Source organism: Nocardia sp. NPDC003269, assembly GCF_042888005.1.
Taxonomy (GTDB): domain Bacteria; phylum Actinomycetota; class Actinomycetes; order Mycobacteriales; family Mycobacteriaceae; genus Nocardia.
The window spans coordinates 87,207-103,503 of record NZ_JBIAPA010000002.1; the positions used below are offsets into that span (position 1 = coordinate 87,207).

17 protein-coding genes are annotated in these 16,297 nt (G+C 70.7%); 6 read left to right on the plus strand and 11 right to left on the minus strand.

Annotated features, from left to right (window positions below; translation table 11 throughout):
- Positions 1 to 33 precede the first annotated feature (33 nt).
- The 4 genes from ACFYWJ_RS11060 to ACFYWJ_RS11075 form a co-directional block, all read right to left on the minus strand.
- Positions 34 to 921, minus strand: a complete 888-nt coding sequence (locus ACFYWJ_RS11060; RefSeq protein ID WP_355276372.1) for an RNA polymerase sigma-70 factor — start codon at positions 919 to 921, stop codon at positions 34 to 36.
- Positions 897 to 1,976 carry an FAD-dependent oxidoreductase gene (locus tag ACFYWJ_RS11065; RefSeq protein WP_355276371.1) on the minus strand — a complete coding sequence of 360 codons (1,080 nt, stop codon included), beginning with the start codon at positions 1,974 to 1,976 and terminating at the stop codon, positions 897 to 899. The genes ACFYWJ_RS11060 and ACFYWJ_RS11065 overlap by 25 nt, the downstream gene beginning before the upstream one ends.
- 156 nt (positions 1,977 to 2,132) lie before the next feature.
- Complete coding sequence (gene dapD / locus ACFYWJ_RS11070; RefSeq protein ID WP_355276370.1) at positions 2,133 to 3,083, minus strand: 2,3,4,5-tetrahydropyridine-2,6-dicarboxylate N-succinyltransferase; 951 nt, start codon at positions 3,081 to 3,083, stop codon at positions 2,133 to 2,135.
- 114 nt (positions 3,084 to 3,197) lie between these two features.
- Positions 3,198 to 3,815 (minus strand): hypothetical protein, encoded by a 618-nt coding sequence (locus ACFYWJ_RS11075; RefSeq protein WP_355276368.1) that lies wholly within the window; start codon positions 3,813 to 3,815, stop codon positions 3,198 to 3,200.
- 216 nt (positions 3,816 to 4,031) lie between these two features.
- Between ACFYWJ_RS11075 and dapE the strand changes: the two genes are divergently transcribed.
- Genes dapE through ACFYWJ_RS11105 form a run of 6 tightly spaced genes read left to right on the plus strand, consistent with a single transcriptional unit; the run spans position 4,032 to position 10,236 of the window.
- The gene (dapE, locus tag ACFYWJ_RS11080) at positions 4,032 to 5,126 is read left to right on the plus strand and encodes a succinyl-diaminopimelate desuccinylase (RefSeq protein WP_355276366.1); all 1,095 of its coding nucleotides are present in this window, start codon (positions 4,032 to 4,034) and stop codon (positions 5,124 to 5,126) included.
- Positions 5,127 to 5,162: 36 nt separating this feature from the next.
- Positions 5,163 to 5,966 (plus strand): TIGR00730 family Rossman fold protein, encoded by an 804-nt coding sequence (locus ACFYWJ_RS11085; protein WP_378823300.1) that lies wholly within the window; start codon positions 5,163 to 5,165, stop codon positions 5,964 to 5,966.
- Positions 5,963 to 6,523, plus strand: coding sequence for a TIGR00730 family Rossman fold protein (locus tag ACFYWJ_RS11090; protein ID WP_355276364.1), 561 nt, complete (start codon positions 5,963 to 5,965; stop codon positions 6,521 to 6,523). Before ACFYWJ_RS11085 ends, ACFYWJ_RS11090 begins: the two co-directional genes overlap by 4 nt.
- 12 nt (positions 6,524 to 6,535) lie before the next feature.
- Positions 6,536 to 8,302 carry a long-chain-acyl-CoA synthetase gene (locus ACFYWJ_RS11095; RefSeq protein ID WP_355276363.1) on the plus strand — a complete coding sequence of 589 codons (1,767 nt, stop codon included), beginning with the start codon at positions 6,536 to 6,538 and terminating at the stop codon, positions 8,300 to 8,302.
- A gap of 27 nt (positions 8,303 to 8,329) precedes the next feature.
- Positions 8,330 to 9,301, plus strand: coding sequence for a dihydropteroate synthase (gene folP / locus ACFYWJ_RS11100; protein WP_355276571.1), 972 nt, complete (start codon positions 8,330 to 8,332; stop codon positions 9,299 to 9,301).
- On the plus strand, positions 9,298 to 10,236 hold the full coding sequence (locus ACFYWJ_RS11105; protein WP_355276361.1) for a glucosyl-3-phosphoglycerate synthase: 939 nt from the start codon (positions 9,298 to 9,300) through the stop codon (positions 10,234 to 10,236). Before folP ends, ACFYWJ_RS11105 begins: the two co-directional genes overlap by 4 nt.
- A 24-nt stretch (positions 10,237 to 10,260) precedes the next feature.
- On the opposite strand, the gene ACFYWJ_RS11110 is transcribed toward ACFYWJ_RS11105, so the two are convergent.
- From ACFYWJ_RS11110 to ACFYWJ_RS11140, 7 genes are all read right to left on the minus strand, one after another.
- On the minus strand, positions 10,261 to 10,716 hold the full coding sequence (locus ACFYWJ_RS11110; RefSeq protein ID WP_355276359.1) for a DUF6640 family protein: 456 nt from the start codon (positions 10,714 to 10,716) through the stop codon (positions 10,261 to 10,263).
- 1 nt (position 10,717) lies between these two features.
- Positions 10,718 to 11,308, minus strand: coding sequence for a TetR/AcrR family transcriptional regulator (locus ACFYWJ_RS11115; RefSeq protein ID WP_355276358.1), 591 nt, complete (start codon positions 11,306 to 11,308; stop codon positions 10,718 to 10,720).
- A gap of 91 nt (positions 11,309 to 11,399) precedes the next feature.
- Complete coding sequence (locus tag ACFYWJ_RS11120; RefSeq protein WP_355276356.1) at positions 11,400 to 12,473, minus strand: XdhC family protein; 1,074 nt, start codon at positions 12,471 to 12,473, stop codon at positions 11,400 to 11,402.
- Between the two features lie 93 nt (positions 12,474 to 12,566).
- Complete coding sequence (locus tag ACFYWJ_RS11125) at positions 12,567 to 13,139, minus strand: hypothetical protein (protein WP_355276354.1); 573 nt, start codon at positions 13,137 to 13,139, stop codon at positions 12,567 to 12,569.
- A gap of 116 nt (positions 13,140 to 13,255) precedes the next feature.
- A complete protein-coding gene (locus tag ACFYWJ_RS11130; protein ID WP_218719894.1) occupies positions 13,256 to 14,113 on the minus strand; it encodes a hypothetical protein in 858 nt (285 codons plus the stop codon).
- A 182-nt stretch (positions 14,114 to 14,295) separates the two neighbouring features.
- Complete coding sequence (tatB, locus tag ACFYWJ_RS11135) at positions 14,296 to 14,721, minus strand: Sec-independent protein translocase protein TatB (protein WP_355276352.1); 426 nt, start codon at positions 14,719 to 14,721, stop codon at positions 14,296 to 14,298.
- A 34-nt stretch (positions 14,722 to 14,755) separates the two neighbouring features.
- Positions 14,756 to 16,291, minus strand: coding sequence for a trypsin-like peptidase domain-containing protein (locus ACFYWJ_RS11140; protein ID WP_355276350.1), 1,536 nt, complete (start codon positions 16,289 to 16,291; stop codon positions 14,756 to 14,758).
- Between the last annotated feature and the right edge of the window lie 6 nt (positions 16,292 to 16,297).

Consider the following 16,297-nt stretch of genomic DNA (forward strand, 5'->3'; position numbering starts at 1 on the left):
CCGAACGTCCCGACGCGCCCAGCCGACCCGGCCTCACCCCGGAATCCGTACCGCGCCGAGCTTTTCGGGGTTGCGCACGCAGTACACCGCGGTGATGACGCCGTCGGTGACCTCGATGGAGGTCACCTGGTCGAGGACGCCGTCGATCGTCACCGCCACGCCGGGCATCGCGTTGAAGACGCCGACCCGCACGCCCATCTCGCCCAGCCGGTCGCCCTTCTGGAGCAGGCCGATGACGAGCCGGGCCACCTTGTCCGGGCCGAGGACCGGCCTGCGCACCGCGTTGACCACGCCGCCGCCGTCGGCGATGTAGACCACGTCGGGGGCGAGCACGTCCATCAGCGCCTGGACGTCGCCGGTGGCCGCCGCGATCGAGAACCGCTCGACCACCGACTGCGCCTCGGCCGGGGTCGCGATCACGGTGTGCCGCTTGGCGTGCACGCGCGCCCTGGCCCGCTGGTTCAGCTGCCGTACCGCGGTCTCGGATTTGCCGACGGCCGCGGCGATCTCGGCGTAGCTGAACGCGAAGACCTCGCGGAGCACGAAGACCGCGCGCTGCACCGGCGTCAGCGTCTCCAGCACGAGCAGCATCGCGGTGGTCACCGCCTCGCCGGTCAGCACGTGCTCGACCCCGCCCTCGGACTCCGCCGCCAGCGGCTCGGGCAGCCAGGGCCCGACGTACTCCTCGCGCCTGCGCGCGGCCGAGCGGAGCACGCCGATCGCCTGCCTGGTGACGATCTGGGCCAGGTAGGCGCGCGGATTGTCGACGCTCGCGTGGTCGACCTCGCGCCAGCGCAGGTAGCTGTCGTGCAGCACGTCCTCGGCGTCGACGACCGAACCGAGGATCTCGTAGGCGATGGAGAACAGCAGCCTGCGGTTCTCGGCGAACTCGTCGGTCACCGCGTCGGGCCCGGCAGCCACACGCTGTTGCCGGTGCGGGCGGCGTAGGCGGCGTAGCGATTGATGCGTTCCTTGACGATCGCGGCGAGACGGCCGCTGACGTGCAGCGGCAGGGCGGTGCCGTCCAGCCGCCCGGTCTGCACGATGCCACCGCGCCTGCCGATGCTCAGTGCCTGGCCGGTGTACCCCATCGAATAGGGCCGTGGCGCACGTCCTTCGATCACCCTGGCCAGGGTATCGGCCGCGTGCGCGCCCTGCGGTGCGGCCGTGGCGCAGGCCATGCGCTGACCCGGCACGGCGGCGCAGTCGCCGACGGCGAAGATCCGGGGATCGGTGACACTGCGCAGATACGGGTCGACCAGGGCCTTCCCGTCGGTGTCGACCGCGAGTCCGCTGCGGGCCGCCAGGTCGGGCACGGTCGACACCACCGCCCACAGGGTCAGGTCCGATTCGAGCGTGTCGCCGGAGCGCAGCCACACCGTCGCGGCCTCGATCCGCTCGACCTCGTCGGTGACGATCTCCACGCCCAGCCGGGTCAGCCCCGCCCGCGCGCTGCGCTGTCCGCCGCCGGACAGGCTCGCGCCGAGCTCCGCGCCGATCAGCCGGACGCGCAGGTCCGGCCGGGCGCCGGCGATCTCGGCCGCGGTCTCGATGCCGGTCAGGCCGCCACCGATCACCGTGACGCGGCCGCCCGCGGGCAGGGTGGCGAGGGCGGTGCGCGCCTGCTCGGCGCCCTCCCAGGTGCCCATCGGGATCGAGCCGGGCAGCGGCCGCGCGGTGCTGCCGACCGCGAGGAACAGGTGGTCGAAGCCGAGGGTGGTGCCGTCGTCGAGGGTGACGGCACCGTCGCCGATCTTGTCGACCCCGGCGACGCGCGTCGCGATCCCGGCACCGAGCATCTCGGCGAGCGGGGTCGCCGCCGAGCCGGTCCCGGCGAGTTGCTCGTGCAGCCGCACCCGTTCGACGAAATCCGGTCGTGGATTGACGACCGTGATCCGCGCGTCCCCGGCCTTGCGCGCCAGCCTGTTCGCCGCGACGGTGCCCGCGTACCCTGCCCCGACCACCACGATGTTCATCTCTGTCTCCTGCCGTCGGTTTCTGCCTTCGACCATGTGATGCGACAGGGGCGCGATTTGTGATGGTGATGCGGGTCACAGCTGCTAGGCGGTGTGGGCCCGGAGACGGCAGCGGCCCCGCACTCTCGCGAGTACGGGGCCGCCGGGGAGTTCCGCTCAGTCGTTGGCGTGCAGCGCCGCGTTGAGCTCGATGCCGGTGCCCTTGCGCGGGACGACCTCGACCGCGCCGGTGGTGGAGTTGCGGCGGAACAGCAGGTTGTTCCGGCCGGACAGGGTCGCGGCCTTGACCACGGTGCCGTCGGGGCCGGTGACCTTGGTGCCCGCGGTGACGTAGAGGCCCGCCTCGATCACGCAGTCGTCGCCCAGCGAGATGCCCAGACCGGAGTTGGCGCCGAGCAGCGAGCGCTCGCCCACCGAGATCACCTGGGTGCCGCCGCCGGACAGGGTGCCCATGATCGACGCGCCACCGCCCACGTCGGTGCCGTTGCCCACGACGACGCCGGCCGAGATGCGGCCCTCGACCATCGAATTGCCCAGGGTGCCCGCGTTGAAGTTGACGAAGCCCTCGTGCATGACGGTGGTGCCCGAGGCCAGGTGCGCGCCGAGGCGGACCCGGTCGGCGTCGCCGATCCGGACGCCCGAGGGCACCACGTAGTCGACCAGGCGCGGGAACTTGTCGACGCTGAGCACGGTGACCGGGCCGCGGGCGCGCAGCTTCAGCCGGGTCTGCTCGAAGCCGTCCACCGCGCACGGGCCGTGGTTGGTCCACACCACATTGCTGAGCAGGCCGAACTGGCCGTCCAGGCTCAGGCCGTGCGGCTGCACGAGGCGGTGCGAGAGCAGGTGCAGGCGCAGGTACACGTCGTGCGCGTCGACCGGGGCGGCCGAGAGGTCCGCGATCGTGGTGCGCACCGCGATCACCTCGACGCCACGCGCCGCGTCAACGCCGAGCAGCTCCGCGAACTCGCCCGCCTCGGCGGCGTCGACGCGCTTGGAGCCGGTTTCGGTGAATTCGCCCAGCTCGGGGCTGGGGTACCAGGTGTCGAGGACGGTGCCGTCCGAGGTCACGTTCGCGATACCGACTGCAGTTGCTCCCTGAATGCTCACGGAGTTCATTTTGCCGGTTCCGCGGCGCTTTGTGTCGGCCACCCCCGGGGCGGCCGCGGAACGCGGGCGCGCGGACGTTCGACGTCCGCGCGCTCGCGCGTCATGCCGGGTCGATCAGGGCTGGCCGGTGGCGAACGCGATCACGGCGTCCAGGAACTCCTGGCCACCCATCACGTAGCCGCCGATCAGCGCGCCCGCCGGGATGGTGATCAGCCACAGGAACGGGATGAACGCGCCGATGAGCGCGCCGATGACGATGCCGGGCAGGTTCTTGTTGACCTGCTCCATCAGCCGGTCGTAGGAGCTGATGTCCTTGGCCCCCGCGACGCTCTGCAGCTTCGCGGTGTCCTCCGGCGTCATCGCCGCCGCCAGCTTCACGGTGCGGCCGTCCTCGCTGATCTGCGGGGTGACCGCGATCGGCAGCCCGGCGACCTCGGAGCGCAGCGGCGCCTGGTCGACGGTCACGCCGTCCTGGGTGCGCAGCTGCACGGCCGAGCCGTCGGCGGCGAGCTCGAACCGGCCGCTGTCGACCGCCCAGGTGATGGTCTTGTCCGCGGGCGACACCGAGGTCGTGTAGTTGATCCCGTGGGTAGTACCGGAAGTCGCGCCCCCCGCAGCCACTACCGCGGGCTGCTCGGTCGCCACGGCGGGCTGACCATTGGCGGTGGCCGCGGTAATCCCCATCGCGGTGATCGCCAGGAATGCAGCGGTAGTGATCTTTCCGAACTTCATTTCGTGTGAATCCCTCCGTATTCTCGACCGCCCGGAAAAGGCGGCGAACGAACGCTAGCGCGGTGGAATTTCACTGCCGCGCAAGGGGGTTCATCGTCAAACAATCGTAATATTTGCCATTAATTCGCTCAGGTAATGATTGTGTCGACACGGTGATTCGCCTCGCGTGGTCGGCGAACCCGCGAGTCGGATCGGCGTCCGTACTACTGTCGAGATGTGACTCTCGATTTGCATGCCGACCCCATTCAGCTGACCGCCGCCCTGGTCGACGTCCCCAGCGTGTCGCGCGACGAGGCCAAGATCGCGGATCTGGTGGAGCAGGCATTACGGGAGCAGACCACCGGGTTCGAGGTGCTGCGGCACGGCAACGTGGTGCTGGCGCGTACCCAGCGCGGGCTGCCGACCCGGGTGATCCTGGCCGGTCACCTCGACACCGTGCCGATCGCCGACAATGTGCCGAGCCGCCCCGACGAGGTCGGCGGCGAGCCGGTGCTGTTCGGTTGCGGCACCGTCGACATGAAGTCCGGCGACGCGGTGTTCCTGCATCTGGCCGCCACCATCGCCGACCCGGCCCATGATCTGACGCTGATCTTCTACGACGGCGAGGAGATCGCCGCCGAATTCAACGGCCTCGGTCATATCGAGCGCGAGCTTCCCGAGTGGCTCGACGGCGACCTGGCCATCCTGGGCGAGCCCTCCGGCGGCTGGATCGAGGCGGGCTGCCAGGGCACGCTGCGGGTCCGGCTGACCACCTCGGGGGTGCGCGCACACTCGGCCAGGGCCTGGCTGGGCGAGAACGCCATCCACGGGCTCGCGCCGGTGCTGGCGCGGCTGTCGGCCTACGCGGCGCGCGAGGTCGACATCGACGGCTGCGTGTACCGCGAGGGACTGTCGGCGGTGCGCGTCTCCGGTGGGGTCGCGGGCAATGTGGTGCCCGATGTCGCCGAGGTGGATGTGAACTTCCGTTTCGCGCCCGATCGGACCGTGGAGCAGGCCGTCGCGCATGTGCGTGAGGTCTTCGCCGGACTCGACGTCGAGTTCGTGGTGACCGACTCCTCGCCCGGCGCGCTGCCCGGCCTCACCGCGCCCGCCGCGCGCACCCTGATCGACTCGGTCAACGCCCACGGCGGCGGCGGGGTCCGCGCCAAGTACGGCTGGACCGACGTCTCCCGCTTCGCCGCGCGCGGCATCCCCGCGGTCAACTTCGGCCCCGGCGACCCCAATCTCGCGCACAAGCGCGACGAGCACGTGCCGCTGAGCCAGATCACCGCCGTCACCGCGATGCTGCGCACCTACCTGTCAGCCCGCTGACGACTGGTGTTCGACCCGACCCAGTAGCGTGGGGGTATGTCTACCGATTCCGCTGATCAGGCCGGGAAGGTCAAATCCACGGCGAAGTTCCGGGGGCCGGTGATGTTCCGGCGCAATCGCAAGCAGGGCATGCGGACCGCCGACCGGAACCTGCTCGACTCCCGGCAGGACAGCGATTGGGTGCACACCGATCCGTGGCGGGTGCTGCGGATCCAGGCCGAGTTCGTCGAGGGTTTCGGCGCGCTGGCCGAGGTGCCGCCCGCGGTGACAGTCTTCGGTTCGGCGCGCACGCACCGCGACGATCCCGAGTACATCGCGGGCCGGGAGATCGGCGCCGCGCTCTCGCACGCGGGCTTCGCGGTGATCACCGGTGGCGGTCCCGGCGCGATGGAGGCCGCCAACCGCGGATCCTCCGAGGCGGGCGGCTATTCGATCGGGCTCGGCATCGAGCTGCCGTTCGAGCAGGGGCTCAACGAGTGGGTCGACCTGGGCATCAACTTCCGGTACTTCTTCGTCCGCAAGACGATGTTCGTGAAGTACTCGCAGGCCTTCGTCTGTCTGCCCGGCGGTTTCGGCACCCTCGACGAGCTGTTCGAGGCGCTGACCCTGGTGCAGACCCGCAAGATCACCCGGTTCCCGATCATCCTGTTCGGCAGCGCCTACTGGTCCGGCCTGGTCGACTGGCTGCGGAACACGATGGCGGTCTCGGGCAAGATCTCCCCGGAGGACCTCGACCTGATCCAGATCACCGACAGCGTCGACGAGGTCGTGCGGATCATCCGTGGCGAGACCGGCGATCACGCCGACATCGAGCGCCTCGGCACCGAGGACCAGTGGTGAGCGCCCCCTACTCCGTCTGTGTCTACTGTTCCGCCAGCACCACCGATCCCGGCCTGATCAGCCTGGCCGCCCGGGTGGGCACCGAGATCGCCCGGCGCGGTTGGCAACTGGTCTCCGGCGGTGGCCACGTGTCCATGATGGGCGCGGTCGCCACCGCGGCCCGCGCCGGCGGGGCGCACACCGTCGGCGTGATCCCGAAACACCTGGTGCACAAGGAAGTCGCCGACGTCGACGCGGGTGAACTGCTCGTCACCGACACCATGCGCCAGCGCAAGCAGCTGATGGAGGCGCGCGCCGACGCGTTCCTCGCGCTGCCCGGCGGGGTCGGCACGCTCGAGGAACTGTTCGAGACCTGGACCGGCGGCTACCTCGGCGAACACGCCAAACCCGTGGTGGTGCTGGACGCCGACGACTTCTACGGCGGACTCTTCCGCTGGATCGATGAACTGTACGAACGCAGAATCGTGACGCAGCAGGCGCGCGACCGCATCACCGTGGTCACCGATCTGCCCGCCGCCTTCGCTGCGCTGGAACCGGCCGCACCGGCCGAGGGCTAGGAGATATTCGACGTGAGCAACGACGCCCGCTCGACCGTCAGCGTGTTCGACCTCGCCAAGGCGCTGCCCGCGATGGCGCTCGACGCGCCCGGCATGCTGCGCAACGCGCGCGGAATGCTGGTGGGGCCCAAGGACAAAGCCTCCATCGGCCTGTACTTCCAGCGGGTCGCGCACCGCAGGCCCGATCGGGTGTTCCTGCGGTTCGAGGGCCGCTCCTATACCTATCGCGCCGCCAACAGCGAGGTCAACCGGTACGCGTCGGTGCTGTCCGCGCGCGGGGTGCGCCGCGGTGACGTGGTCGGCGTGCTGATGACCAACCGGCCGGAGACCCTGTTCACCGTGCTGGCGGTGCTCAAGCTCGGCGGCACCGTCGGCCTGCTCAACTACAACCAGCGCGATCAGGTGCTCGCGCACAGCATCGGCCTGCTCGACAGCGTGCTCACCGTCGTCGGCGCCGAGTGCGGGGAGGCGCTGGACTCGCTGCCCGCGCCCGCCGAGAACCTGCTCGCCGCCGAGGAACTGGCCGAATCCGCCCGCACCGCACCGGATGCCGACCCGGCGGTGTGCGCCCAGGTGACCGCGGGCGAACGCGCGTTCCTGATCTTCACCTCCGGCACCACCGGCCTGCCCAAGGCCAGCGTGATGACCCACCACCGCTGGACCAAGAGCATGGCCGGGCTCGGCGGTCTCGGGGTGCGGTTGCGCGCCGAGGACGGCCTGTACTGCTGCCTGCCGCTGTATCACAACAACGCGCTGACGGTCGCGCTGTCGGCGGTGCTGGCGGGCGAGTCGACCTATGTGCTCAGCCGCAAGTTCTCGGCCTCGGGCTTCTGGGACGAGATCGCCCGCGAGCGCGCCACCGCGTTCATCTACATCGGCGAGCTGTGCCGCTACCTGCTCAATCAGCCGGTGCGCCCGGCCGAGCGGAACAACCGGGTGCGCCTGGCCGTCGGCAACGGGCTGCGGCCGGAGCTGTGGGACGAGTTCCGCCGCCGGTTCGGGATCGGCCGGGTGGTGGAGTTCTACGGGTCCAGCGAGGCGCCACTGGCGTTCGTCAACGCCTTCGGTCTGGACCGCACCGCAGGCCTGTGCCCGCTGCCCTACGCCGTCGTCGAATACGACGACGAGACCGGCAAGGCCAAGCGCGGGCGCGACGGGAAACTGCGCCGGGTGCGCTCGGGCGGTGTCGGCCTGCTGCTGGCCAAGGTGAACGACCGCCAGCCCTTCGACGGCTACACCGACAAGCGGGCCTCGGAGTCCAAGCTGGTCCGCGACGGCTTCAAGCGGGGCGACTGCTGGTTCGACACCGGCGACCTGGTCCGCGACCAGCACTTCTGGCACATCGCCTTCGTCGACCGGCTCGGCGACACCTTCCGCTGGAAGGGCGAGAACGTGGCGACCACCGAGGTGGAGGGCGCGCTCGACCACGACGAGAACATCGAGCAGGCCGTGGTCTACGGCGTCGACATCCCCGGCACCGACGGCAAGGCGGGCATGGCCGCGGTCACCCTGCACCCCGGCGCGGAATTCGACGGCAAGTCGCTGGCGGCCACCGCGTACCAGCGCCTGCCGATGTACGCGATCCCGCTGTTCGTCCGGGTGGTCGCCGAACTGGAACAGACCTCGACGTTCAAGAGCCGCAAGGTGGAGCTGCGCAAACAGGGCTACGCCCCCGACAGCGACAGTCGGCTGTACGTCCTGTCGGGCCCGTCCACCGGCTACGTCCCCGCCTACGACGGCTACGCCGCCGACGTCGCGGCCGGTCAGGCCCCGCGCTAGCAAGGTAACGTCTGATCTCGCATGAACATGGGTAACTCGTCGGGCACGCCCGAACCCCGACCACACGACCAACCGCCTGCCCGAAGCACAAGCAGTAGCGGCCCTGAGCCGTCGGCAGAAACCGCGGAGAGGCGGGCTAGCCCGACGTTTTGTGGGCGGGCGGTGGCGACCGATCGGGCCCTGGTCATGGCCATCGTGAATCGCACCCCCGATTCGTTCTACGACCGTGGCGCCACCTTCAGCGACGAGGCCGCCATGGACCGGGTGGCGCGGGCGGTCGACGAGGGCGCCGACCTGGTCGATATCGGCGGGGTGAAGGCCGGGCCTGGCGTCACCGTCGACGCGGCCGAGGAAACGCAGCGGGTGGTCCCGTTCGTCGCGGCGATTCGCGCGAAGTATCCCGACCTGTTGATCAGTGTGGACACCTGGCGCGGCGATGTAGCGCGCAGCGCGGTCGAGGCCGGGGCCGATCTCGTCAACGACACCTGGGCGGGCGCCGACCCCGAGCTGGTGCACGTGGCCGCCGAGCTGGGGGCGGGCCTCGTCTGCAGTCATACCGGCGGCGCGATTCCGCGGACGCGACCGCACCGGGTCCGCTATACCGATGTGGTGGCCGAGGTGACCGCGACGGTGGTCGCCGCGGCGGAGAACGCGGCCGCGGCCGGCGTCCGGCGCGATGGGATCGTGATCGATCCCACCCACGATTTCGGGAAAAACACCTATCACGGGCTCGAGTTGTTGCGCGGAATCGACGGTCTTGTAAAAACCGGATGGCCAGTCTTGATGGCACTGAGCAACAAGGATTTTATCGGGGAGACTTTAGGTGTCGGTCTGACCGAAAGGGTCGAGGGCACATTGGCGGCGACGGCTTGGTCGGCCGCCGCGGGCGCTCGAATCTTCCGGGTCCACGAAGTCGCCGAAACCCGGCGGGTGGTGGACATGATCGCCGCGATCCAGGGCATCCGGCCCCCCGCACGAACTCTGCGAGGTCTGGCATGAAAATCCAACACCGCGAGCCCGCCTGGGCCACTACCCACACCTGGGACACCCCTGACTGGACGGTCGGCGACCTGGTCGCCGCCAAGGCGGGTCGCACCGTCTCGGTGGTGCTGCCCGCGCTGAACGAGGAAGACACCGTCGCCACTGTGGTGGCCAGTATCCGGCCGCTGCTCGGCACACTCGTCGACGAACTGATCGTGCTCGACTCCGGCTCCACCGACGCCACCGCCGAGCGCGCTCGCGCGGCGGGCGCCGAGGTGATCACCCGCGAGGAAGCCGTGCCCGAGCTGGAGCCGGTCCCGGGCAAGGGCGAGGTGCTGTGGCGCTCGCTGGCCTGCACCACCGGCGACCTCATCGCCTTCGTCGACTCCGACCTGATCGACCCCGACCCCGCCTTCGTGCCCAAGCTGCTCGGCCCGCTGCTGACCATGCCGGGCACCCACCTGTCCAAGGCCTACTACCGCCGTCCGCTGCGCCAGGGCGAGTCCGTCGACGCCAACGGCGGCGGCCGGGTCACCGAACTCGTCGCCCGCCCGCTGCTGGCGGCGCTGCGACCCGAGCTGTCCCAGGTGCTCCAGCCCCTGGGCGGCGAGTACGCGGGCACTCGCGAACTGCTCACCGCCGTCCCGTTCGCCCCCGGCTACGGCGTCGAGATCGGCCTGCTGCTCGACACCTACGACCAGATGGGCATGGACGCCATCACCCAGGTCAACCTGGGCGTGCGCACCCACCGCAACCGCCCGCTGGCCGACCTCGGCGTGATGAGCCGCCAGATCCTCGGCACCGCGCTGGGCCGCAGCGGCGTCATCGACTCCGGCGCCGCCCTCACCCAGTTCCCGATGATCGGCGGCGAATTCATCGCCCACGCCACCGAGGTCTCCCTCGAAGACCGCCCCCCGATGAAAACCCTCCGCCCCGAACAAGTCGCGGCGTAGTCACCGACCGCACCGGGCGCCCCGTCACCTCGACGGGGCGCCCGTCTGCTGCCGGGCGACGAGCGCGGCGGCGATGGTCAGGACGGCCAGCAGGATCACCGACAGAAGGACCTGGGGGTGCAGGCCCAGGGGTGCCGGGTTGTCGAAGCCGGGGTCCTGGATGGCGGTGCCGGGGAACAGGAATGCGGCGAGCAGGCTGAGCCAGGGGATGGCGAGGAGGGCGCAGGCGGTCAGGTAGCGGGATCGGGTGGTGTCGCGCAGGAGCAGGTACAGGGCGACGGCGCCGAGCAGGATCGACATCACGATGTATTGGGCGTCGTGGAATTTCGCGTGCGGGGGCCAGGCGTCGTTGCCGAGGTGCTGGTCGGCGCTCGCCGGGATGACGAAATCCGCCAGCAGCGCGCCGAAGACGGTGACGAGGGCGACGAGGACGGCGAGCAGCCGTGGGACGGAGCGGGTGACGGGGGTGGTGGTCGTCATGTCACGAAGGTCCTTGCTGGTGTGCGGGATTCGGTGGGCGGCGCAGGAAGTCGTCGACGACCGCCTGGACGTAGTCGAGGTCGAAGGTGCGGTGGGCGACGAGCCTGCGGAAGAACAGCGGGCCGTGCAGCTGGTCGACGGCCAGGTCGACATCGAGATCGGCGGGCAGATCGCCGCCCTCGACCGCCGCGGTCAGGATCGCGCGCACCACCCGGGTGCCCGACCGGTACAGCGACTCCTTGACCGCCGCGAATGCCGGGTCGACGGCGGCTCTTTCGATCAGCACCCGCATCGCCTGCTCGCTGGCGGGCTCGTGCAGCATCGCGCGGGTGCCCGCCAGCTGGGTCAGCAGGTCGGCGCGCAGGTCACCGGTCGGCGCCGCCTGGGCCGAGGTGATGTGCCAGGTGATGGTGGCGCGCACCAGCTCGGTCGGCTCCGGCCACAGGCGGTACAGCGTGGCCCGGCTGATCCCGCTGCGCGCCGCGACCGCGCTGTGCGTCAGCCCGGCCAGGCCCTGCTCCACGAGTAGTTCCCTGGCCGAGACCAGCGCGGCCTCGCGACTGCGCACGGTCCGGGGATCGGGTGGGCGCACAGCACCTCCTGTGAGACAAACTGTTTCAAAACTATGAAACAGACTGTATCGAAGTTCGGGCGGCAAGAACAGGGGTGGGCGCGGATTCGGGTCAGGGGCGGTGGATCGGGCCGTCGAGATCGGCCAGTGGCCGGGCCGACGCGCCACCGCGCTCGGCGAGGATCTGCGCCAGCACGGAGATCGCGGTCTCCTCGGGGGTGTGCGCGGCCAGGTCGAGCCCGAGTGGGCTACGCACACGGGCGATCTCGGCCGCGCTGAGCCCCGCCTCGCGCAGGCGCGCGGTGCGGTCGGCATGGGCGCGGCGGGAACCGAGCGCGCCGACGAAGGCGACGGCGGGCAGCCGCAGCGCGCTCGCCAGCATCGGGACGTCGAACTTGGCGTCGTGGGTGAGCACGCAGACGACCGTGCGCTCGTCGACCCGGCCCGCCCGCCGCTCCGCGTCCAGATACCGGTGCGGCCAGTCGACGACCACCGCGTCGGCCGCGGGGAAACGGGCCGGGGTGGTGAAGGTTTCGCGGGCGTCGACCACGGTGACGTGATAGCCGAGCTGGGCCGCCGCCACGGTGAGCGCCCTGGTGTAGTCGTTGGCCCCGGCCAGGATCAGCCGCGCGGGGGAGCGGAAGACCTGGACGAAGGCGCGCGGCCGGGTGGCGGCGGCCGGGGTGCAGTCCTGGGCGCCGACGAGACCGCTGTGGCCCGCGGCCAGCAGCGCGGCCGCGTCCCGGTCGAGGTCGCGCCACGGCTCGACCCGGCCGGGGGACAGCAGCCTGCGGTCCGGCGCGGCCTCGAGGGTGGTGGCGTAGGCGATTGGTTCGTGGGCCGCGAGCGCGGTGACGAGTGCGCGGATCAGGGGGCGATCGGTCGCGTCGAGGAGTTCGACGAAGACCTCGATCTCACCGCCGCAGGGGAGGCCGACGGCGAACTCGTCGGCCGCGGCGAAGCGCTCGGTGCTCGCGTGGCCGTCGCGCAGGACCTGGCGCGCGGTGGTGACGACCGCGGCCTCGACGCATCCGCCCGACAGCGACCCGATCACCCGCCCGTCGGTGGCGACCGCCATCGCGGTGCCGGTGTCGCGGGGTCCGGGCCCGGTCCGATCGATGATCCTGGCCAGTGCGACGGGCTGCTCGGCCAGCAGCGCGAGGATCTCTCCGAACAACTCACGCATCGCCCACCGGCCTCTCCACGGCCACTGATTCGCCGTTGTGACCGTGCTGACCAGCCTAGCTATCGCGCAGCATCGGCGCGCGGCGAGCGGAGCTCAGTCGAGGATCTCGCGGTGCTGCAGGTCACCGGGGATCGCGGCGTCGTGGAAGAAGGCGCGGAAGACCTCCGCCGCGCGTTCGGCGGTGAAGACCTCTTCGGGGTAGACGTAGGTGTCGTCGTCGCCGTGCGGCAGGTAGACCGTCGGCAGGCCGAGCCTGCCGCCGGGGAAGCCGAGGGTGTAGCGGCGGGTGACGTGGTCGATCGTCATGCGTAGCTGGAGGGTCATCGCGTCGGCCGAGCCCGCGCAGCGCAGCGCGAGATCGCCGCGGGCGCCACTCACCGCCGTGGTGACCTCCGTGGCGGGCATCGGCTCGGGCAGCACGGTCAGATCGAGCGCGTAGCGCTGCCTGCCGTCCATCCGGCGCAACGGGCGCAGGAAGCTGTCCACGTCCTCGTGCGGGCCGATGAAGACCTTCAGGCGGTCGCTGTAGGTGAGGCGATGGGTCGCGACGATGACGTCGGCGGCGGTCGACTCGGCCTCGAAGGGCGGGACGGGTCGCGGATCCTGGGTGCCTGCCGTCCGCACGGGCAGGACCCGGCACGCGCTGGCCTCGGGAGACGAGAACATGTGACGCTCACCTACTCACATTCGGTTACTCGCTAGCAATCTAAACATCGTCGTCGTTCTGTGCTGCATAACAATAGCGTGATGCAGATCACAAAGTGAGCTTAGTTTAGATCTAACTATGGACGAACCCGGGTCGTAGCCAACCTGGGGTCGGTTTCGTGGCGATAAACCGGGGTGAGCAGGTCGGCATCTACGGGTTCGCCGGAGGTGCGGTCGTATCTGACCGCGATGAGGACCGAGAAGAGGTGGCTGCTGGCGCGTTCGTGCAGGGTGGCGAGCCGGGTGGCCAGCAATCGGATCGCACCCAGCGAGCCGGGCGGATGCAGGCCGTCGATCAGCATGACGCTGCCGCGCCGGTCGGGACGGGGCAGCCGGGCCAGGTAGGCGATGTCGTGTGGTTCGGTGCCGCCGGGCCGGTAGACGCGGCGCGCGGCCCGGTCCTCGATGCCGCGCCGGGTGTCGCCCGCGCGGGTGACGGTCCGGCGCAGCCGTGGATCGGCCACGACCAGCTGGCGCAGGCTGGGCGACAGCTCGGGGCCGCCGAGGATCACCAGGCCGTCGCGGTTGAGGTCGACCGGCCTGCCGGGCAGGAAGGTCTCCACGTTCGCCACGAAGCCCAGCTGGCGCAGCAGCTCGGCCAGCCGCTGGGCTGCGGCCGGATCGGGGGCGCCGAGTAGCCGCCCGGCGCGGACCTCGGGCGCGAGCACGGTCAGCGTGCCGTGCCCGAAGAACAGGCCCTCGGGGACCGGTCCCTGGGTGCTCACCTGATGGATGCGCGCACGCGAGAGGCCGGCGGCGGCGCCGATCCGGGCGAACGTCCAGCCCTCGGCATGGAGTTCGCGGATCACGGCGCGCCTGATCCTGGTGAGTTCGTTGATGGTCTGCTGGGCAGCCGCCACCCCGTCGGTGGCTGCTTTGAGTCTCTCGACCTTGTCCTCGATCGCGAAGACTCGTGCCACGTCATCGGCCGACATGTGCGAAGTCTAGACAGCTCGACAGCATTCCGTGTCTATATCGGTTGACATCGAACTGTATTGCGGCACAAGGGCTATCCTGCCCGACTTGTCCGCTATCACAATATTTCGAGGTGAGCGCGGCTGTGTTCGGGCTGCGCGACCCCGGGGCAAATGCCGACCGTGCGGTGTGATCCGGCGATCTAGGTGGCGTCGGGGTCGATCGGCGGGCGCTCGTTGTGCCCGAGCGGCTTGGCGAGCGAGGGCGCGGACGACCCCGATCCGCCCGGCATCCCGCTGCTCGTGCCGAACAGTTGCTGCTTGTCGGGCACCGCGGTCTCCAGCTCGCGCAGCACCGAATCGTCACCGCCCAGCAGATGCTTGGTGACGGCGGCGCGCGGGCTCATGTTGCGCAGCTCGTTCAGCTCGGCCAGCGGCTTGCGCAGCTCGTCGAACTCCGGCCCCAGCTCCTCCTTGAGCTGCGAGGTGGCGCCGCTGGCGTAGTCGCGCACCTGGCGCAGGGAACGCGTGGTCCAGCGGACCGCGCCGGGGAGGCGCTCCGGGCCGAGGATCACGAGGGCGGCGACGAGCAGGATCATCATCTCGCTCCACCCGATGTTGCTGAACACGCCGTCCAGGCTACCTGGACGGCGCGGTCGCGGCTCAGTCGGATTCGAGGGTGACCGGGACGTCCACCTGCCTGCCATCCCGGATCAACTGCACGTTCACCGTCTCCCCGATCTTGCGCGCCTGGACGGCGACGACCAGCTCGTCCGGTCCGGTGACCTCACGGTCGCCGATCTTCACGATGACATCCCCCTCGACGATGCCCGCCTTGGCGGCCGGGCTGCCGGGGGCCACGTCGGCGACGGCGGCACCGCTCATCACCTCGTTGGCGACGGTCTTGGTGCGCGCGCTCAGGCCGATCACCGGGTGGTGCATCTGGCCGTCGCGGATCAGCGTCTGGGCGACGGTCTGCATCACGTCGACCGGGATGGCGAAGCCGAGGCCCACCGAACCGCCGGTCTCGCTGCGGATGGCGGTGTTGATGCCGATCACCCGGCCCTGCATGTCGACCAGCGCGCCACCGGAGTTACCGGGGTTGATCGCGGCATCGGTCTGCACGGCGTCGATGACGGCGTTGGTGTCGCTGCCCTCGCCCGCCAGTTTCACCGGGCGGTGCTGGGCGCTGACGATGCCGGAGGTGACGGTCTTGCTCAGGCCGAGCGGCGAACCGACCGCCAGCACGTCGTCGCCGACCTGCACGTCGGAGGACTTGCCGAGATTGGCCACCGTCAGGTTCTTGGCCTCCACCTTCAGCACGGCCAGGTCGGTCTTGGGATCGCGGCCGACGATCTTGGCCGGGACCCGGGTGCCGTCGGAGAACTGCACCTGGATGGCGGCGCGGTCGGACTTGTCGGTCGCGGCCATCGAGATCACGTGGTTGTTGGTGACCACGTAGCCCGCGCCGTCGATGACCACGCCGGAGCCGGTCGCGCCGTTGTCGCCGACGGTGACCCGGATCGAGACCACCGAGGGCAGCACCGCGTTGGCCACCGCGGCGATCCGGCTGTGCGGCTCCTCGATGCCCGCGGTCTGGTCCAGGGTGACCTTGCGGGAGGTCAGCGTCGACGCGGTCTCGGCGGTGATCCGCCCGACCAGTCCGCCGAGGACGGCGATGCCGAGCGCGAGCACGGCCAGCAGGGCCAGGGCCTTGGGGGCGACCCGGGAGCCGAACAGCACCTCGCGGGCGGTCAGCTTGGGGGCGACGGGCAGACGCTCGGGCTCGGGGGTCTCCACCGCCGGTGCGCCCAGGCGCGCGGCGGCGGCGGGATCACGCCAGGGATCGACCGGCCCGGCGACGACGGTGCGCGGCTCGTCGGAGCCCGGTTCGCGCTGCAGCAGCTCGTCGGAGCCCTCGGGACGGGAGAACGCCTCGGCCAGCACGCCGTCCGGCGGGCGCTGGCTGACCAGCTGATCGGCGGCGTCGGCCGGACCCGTCCGCTGCGGGTCGTGCGGTGCGAACGAGCCGGTCTGGCCGTTCGGGCGACGGAACGCGTGCGCGGTATGACTGTCGATGTGCGGCCGGTACACCGGACGCGGGCCGAGGTTCGGCGCGTCCGACGGCCGCAGGTTCCCCCGGTCGGCCGCCGAATCCGCGTGTTCGGTCGATCCGGAATTCGTCGATTCGCCTGTCACGCCCGT

Bases quoted from the DNA above. Each gene is read 5' to 3' on its own strand.
- ACFYWJ_RS11065 (WP_355276371.1), bottom strand. From the start codon at position 1,976: ATGAACATCGTGGTGGTCGGGGCAGGGTACGCGGGCACCGTCGCGGCG.
- ACFYWJ_RS11075 (WP_355276368.1), bottom strand. From the start codon at position 3,815: ATGAAGTTCGGAAAGATCACTACCGCTGCATTCCTGGCGATCACCGCG.
- ACFYWJ_RS11085 (WP_378823300.1), top strand. From the start codon at position 5,163: ATGTCTACCGATTCCGCTGATCAGGCCGGGAAGGTCAAATCCACGGCG.
- folP (WP_355276571.1), top strand. From the start codon at position 8,330: ATGGGTAACTCGTCGGGCACGCCCGAACCCCGACCACACGACCAACCG.
- ACFYWJ_RS11105 (WP_355276361.1), top strand. From the start codon at position 9,298: ATGAAAATCCAACACCGCGAGCCCGCCTGGGCCACTACCCACACCTGG.
- ACFYWJ_RS11110 (WP_355276359.1), bottom strand. From the start codon at position 10,716: ATGACGACCACCACCCCCGTCACCCGCTCCGTCCCACGGCTGCTCGCC.
- ACFYWJ_RS11120 (WP_355276356.1), bottom strand. From the start codon at position 12,473: ATGCGTGAGTTGTTCGGAGAGATCCTCGCGCTGCTGGCCGAGCAGCCC.
- ACFYWJ_RS11125 (WP_355276354.1), bottom strand. From the start codon at position 13,139: ATGTTCTCGTCTCCCGAGGCCAGCGCGTGCCGGGTCCTGCCCGTGCGG.
- ACFYWJ_RS11130 (WP_218719894.1), bottom strand. From the start codon at position 14,113: ATGTCGGCCGATGACGTGGCACGAGTCTTCGCGATCGAGGACAAGGTC.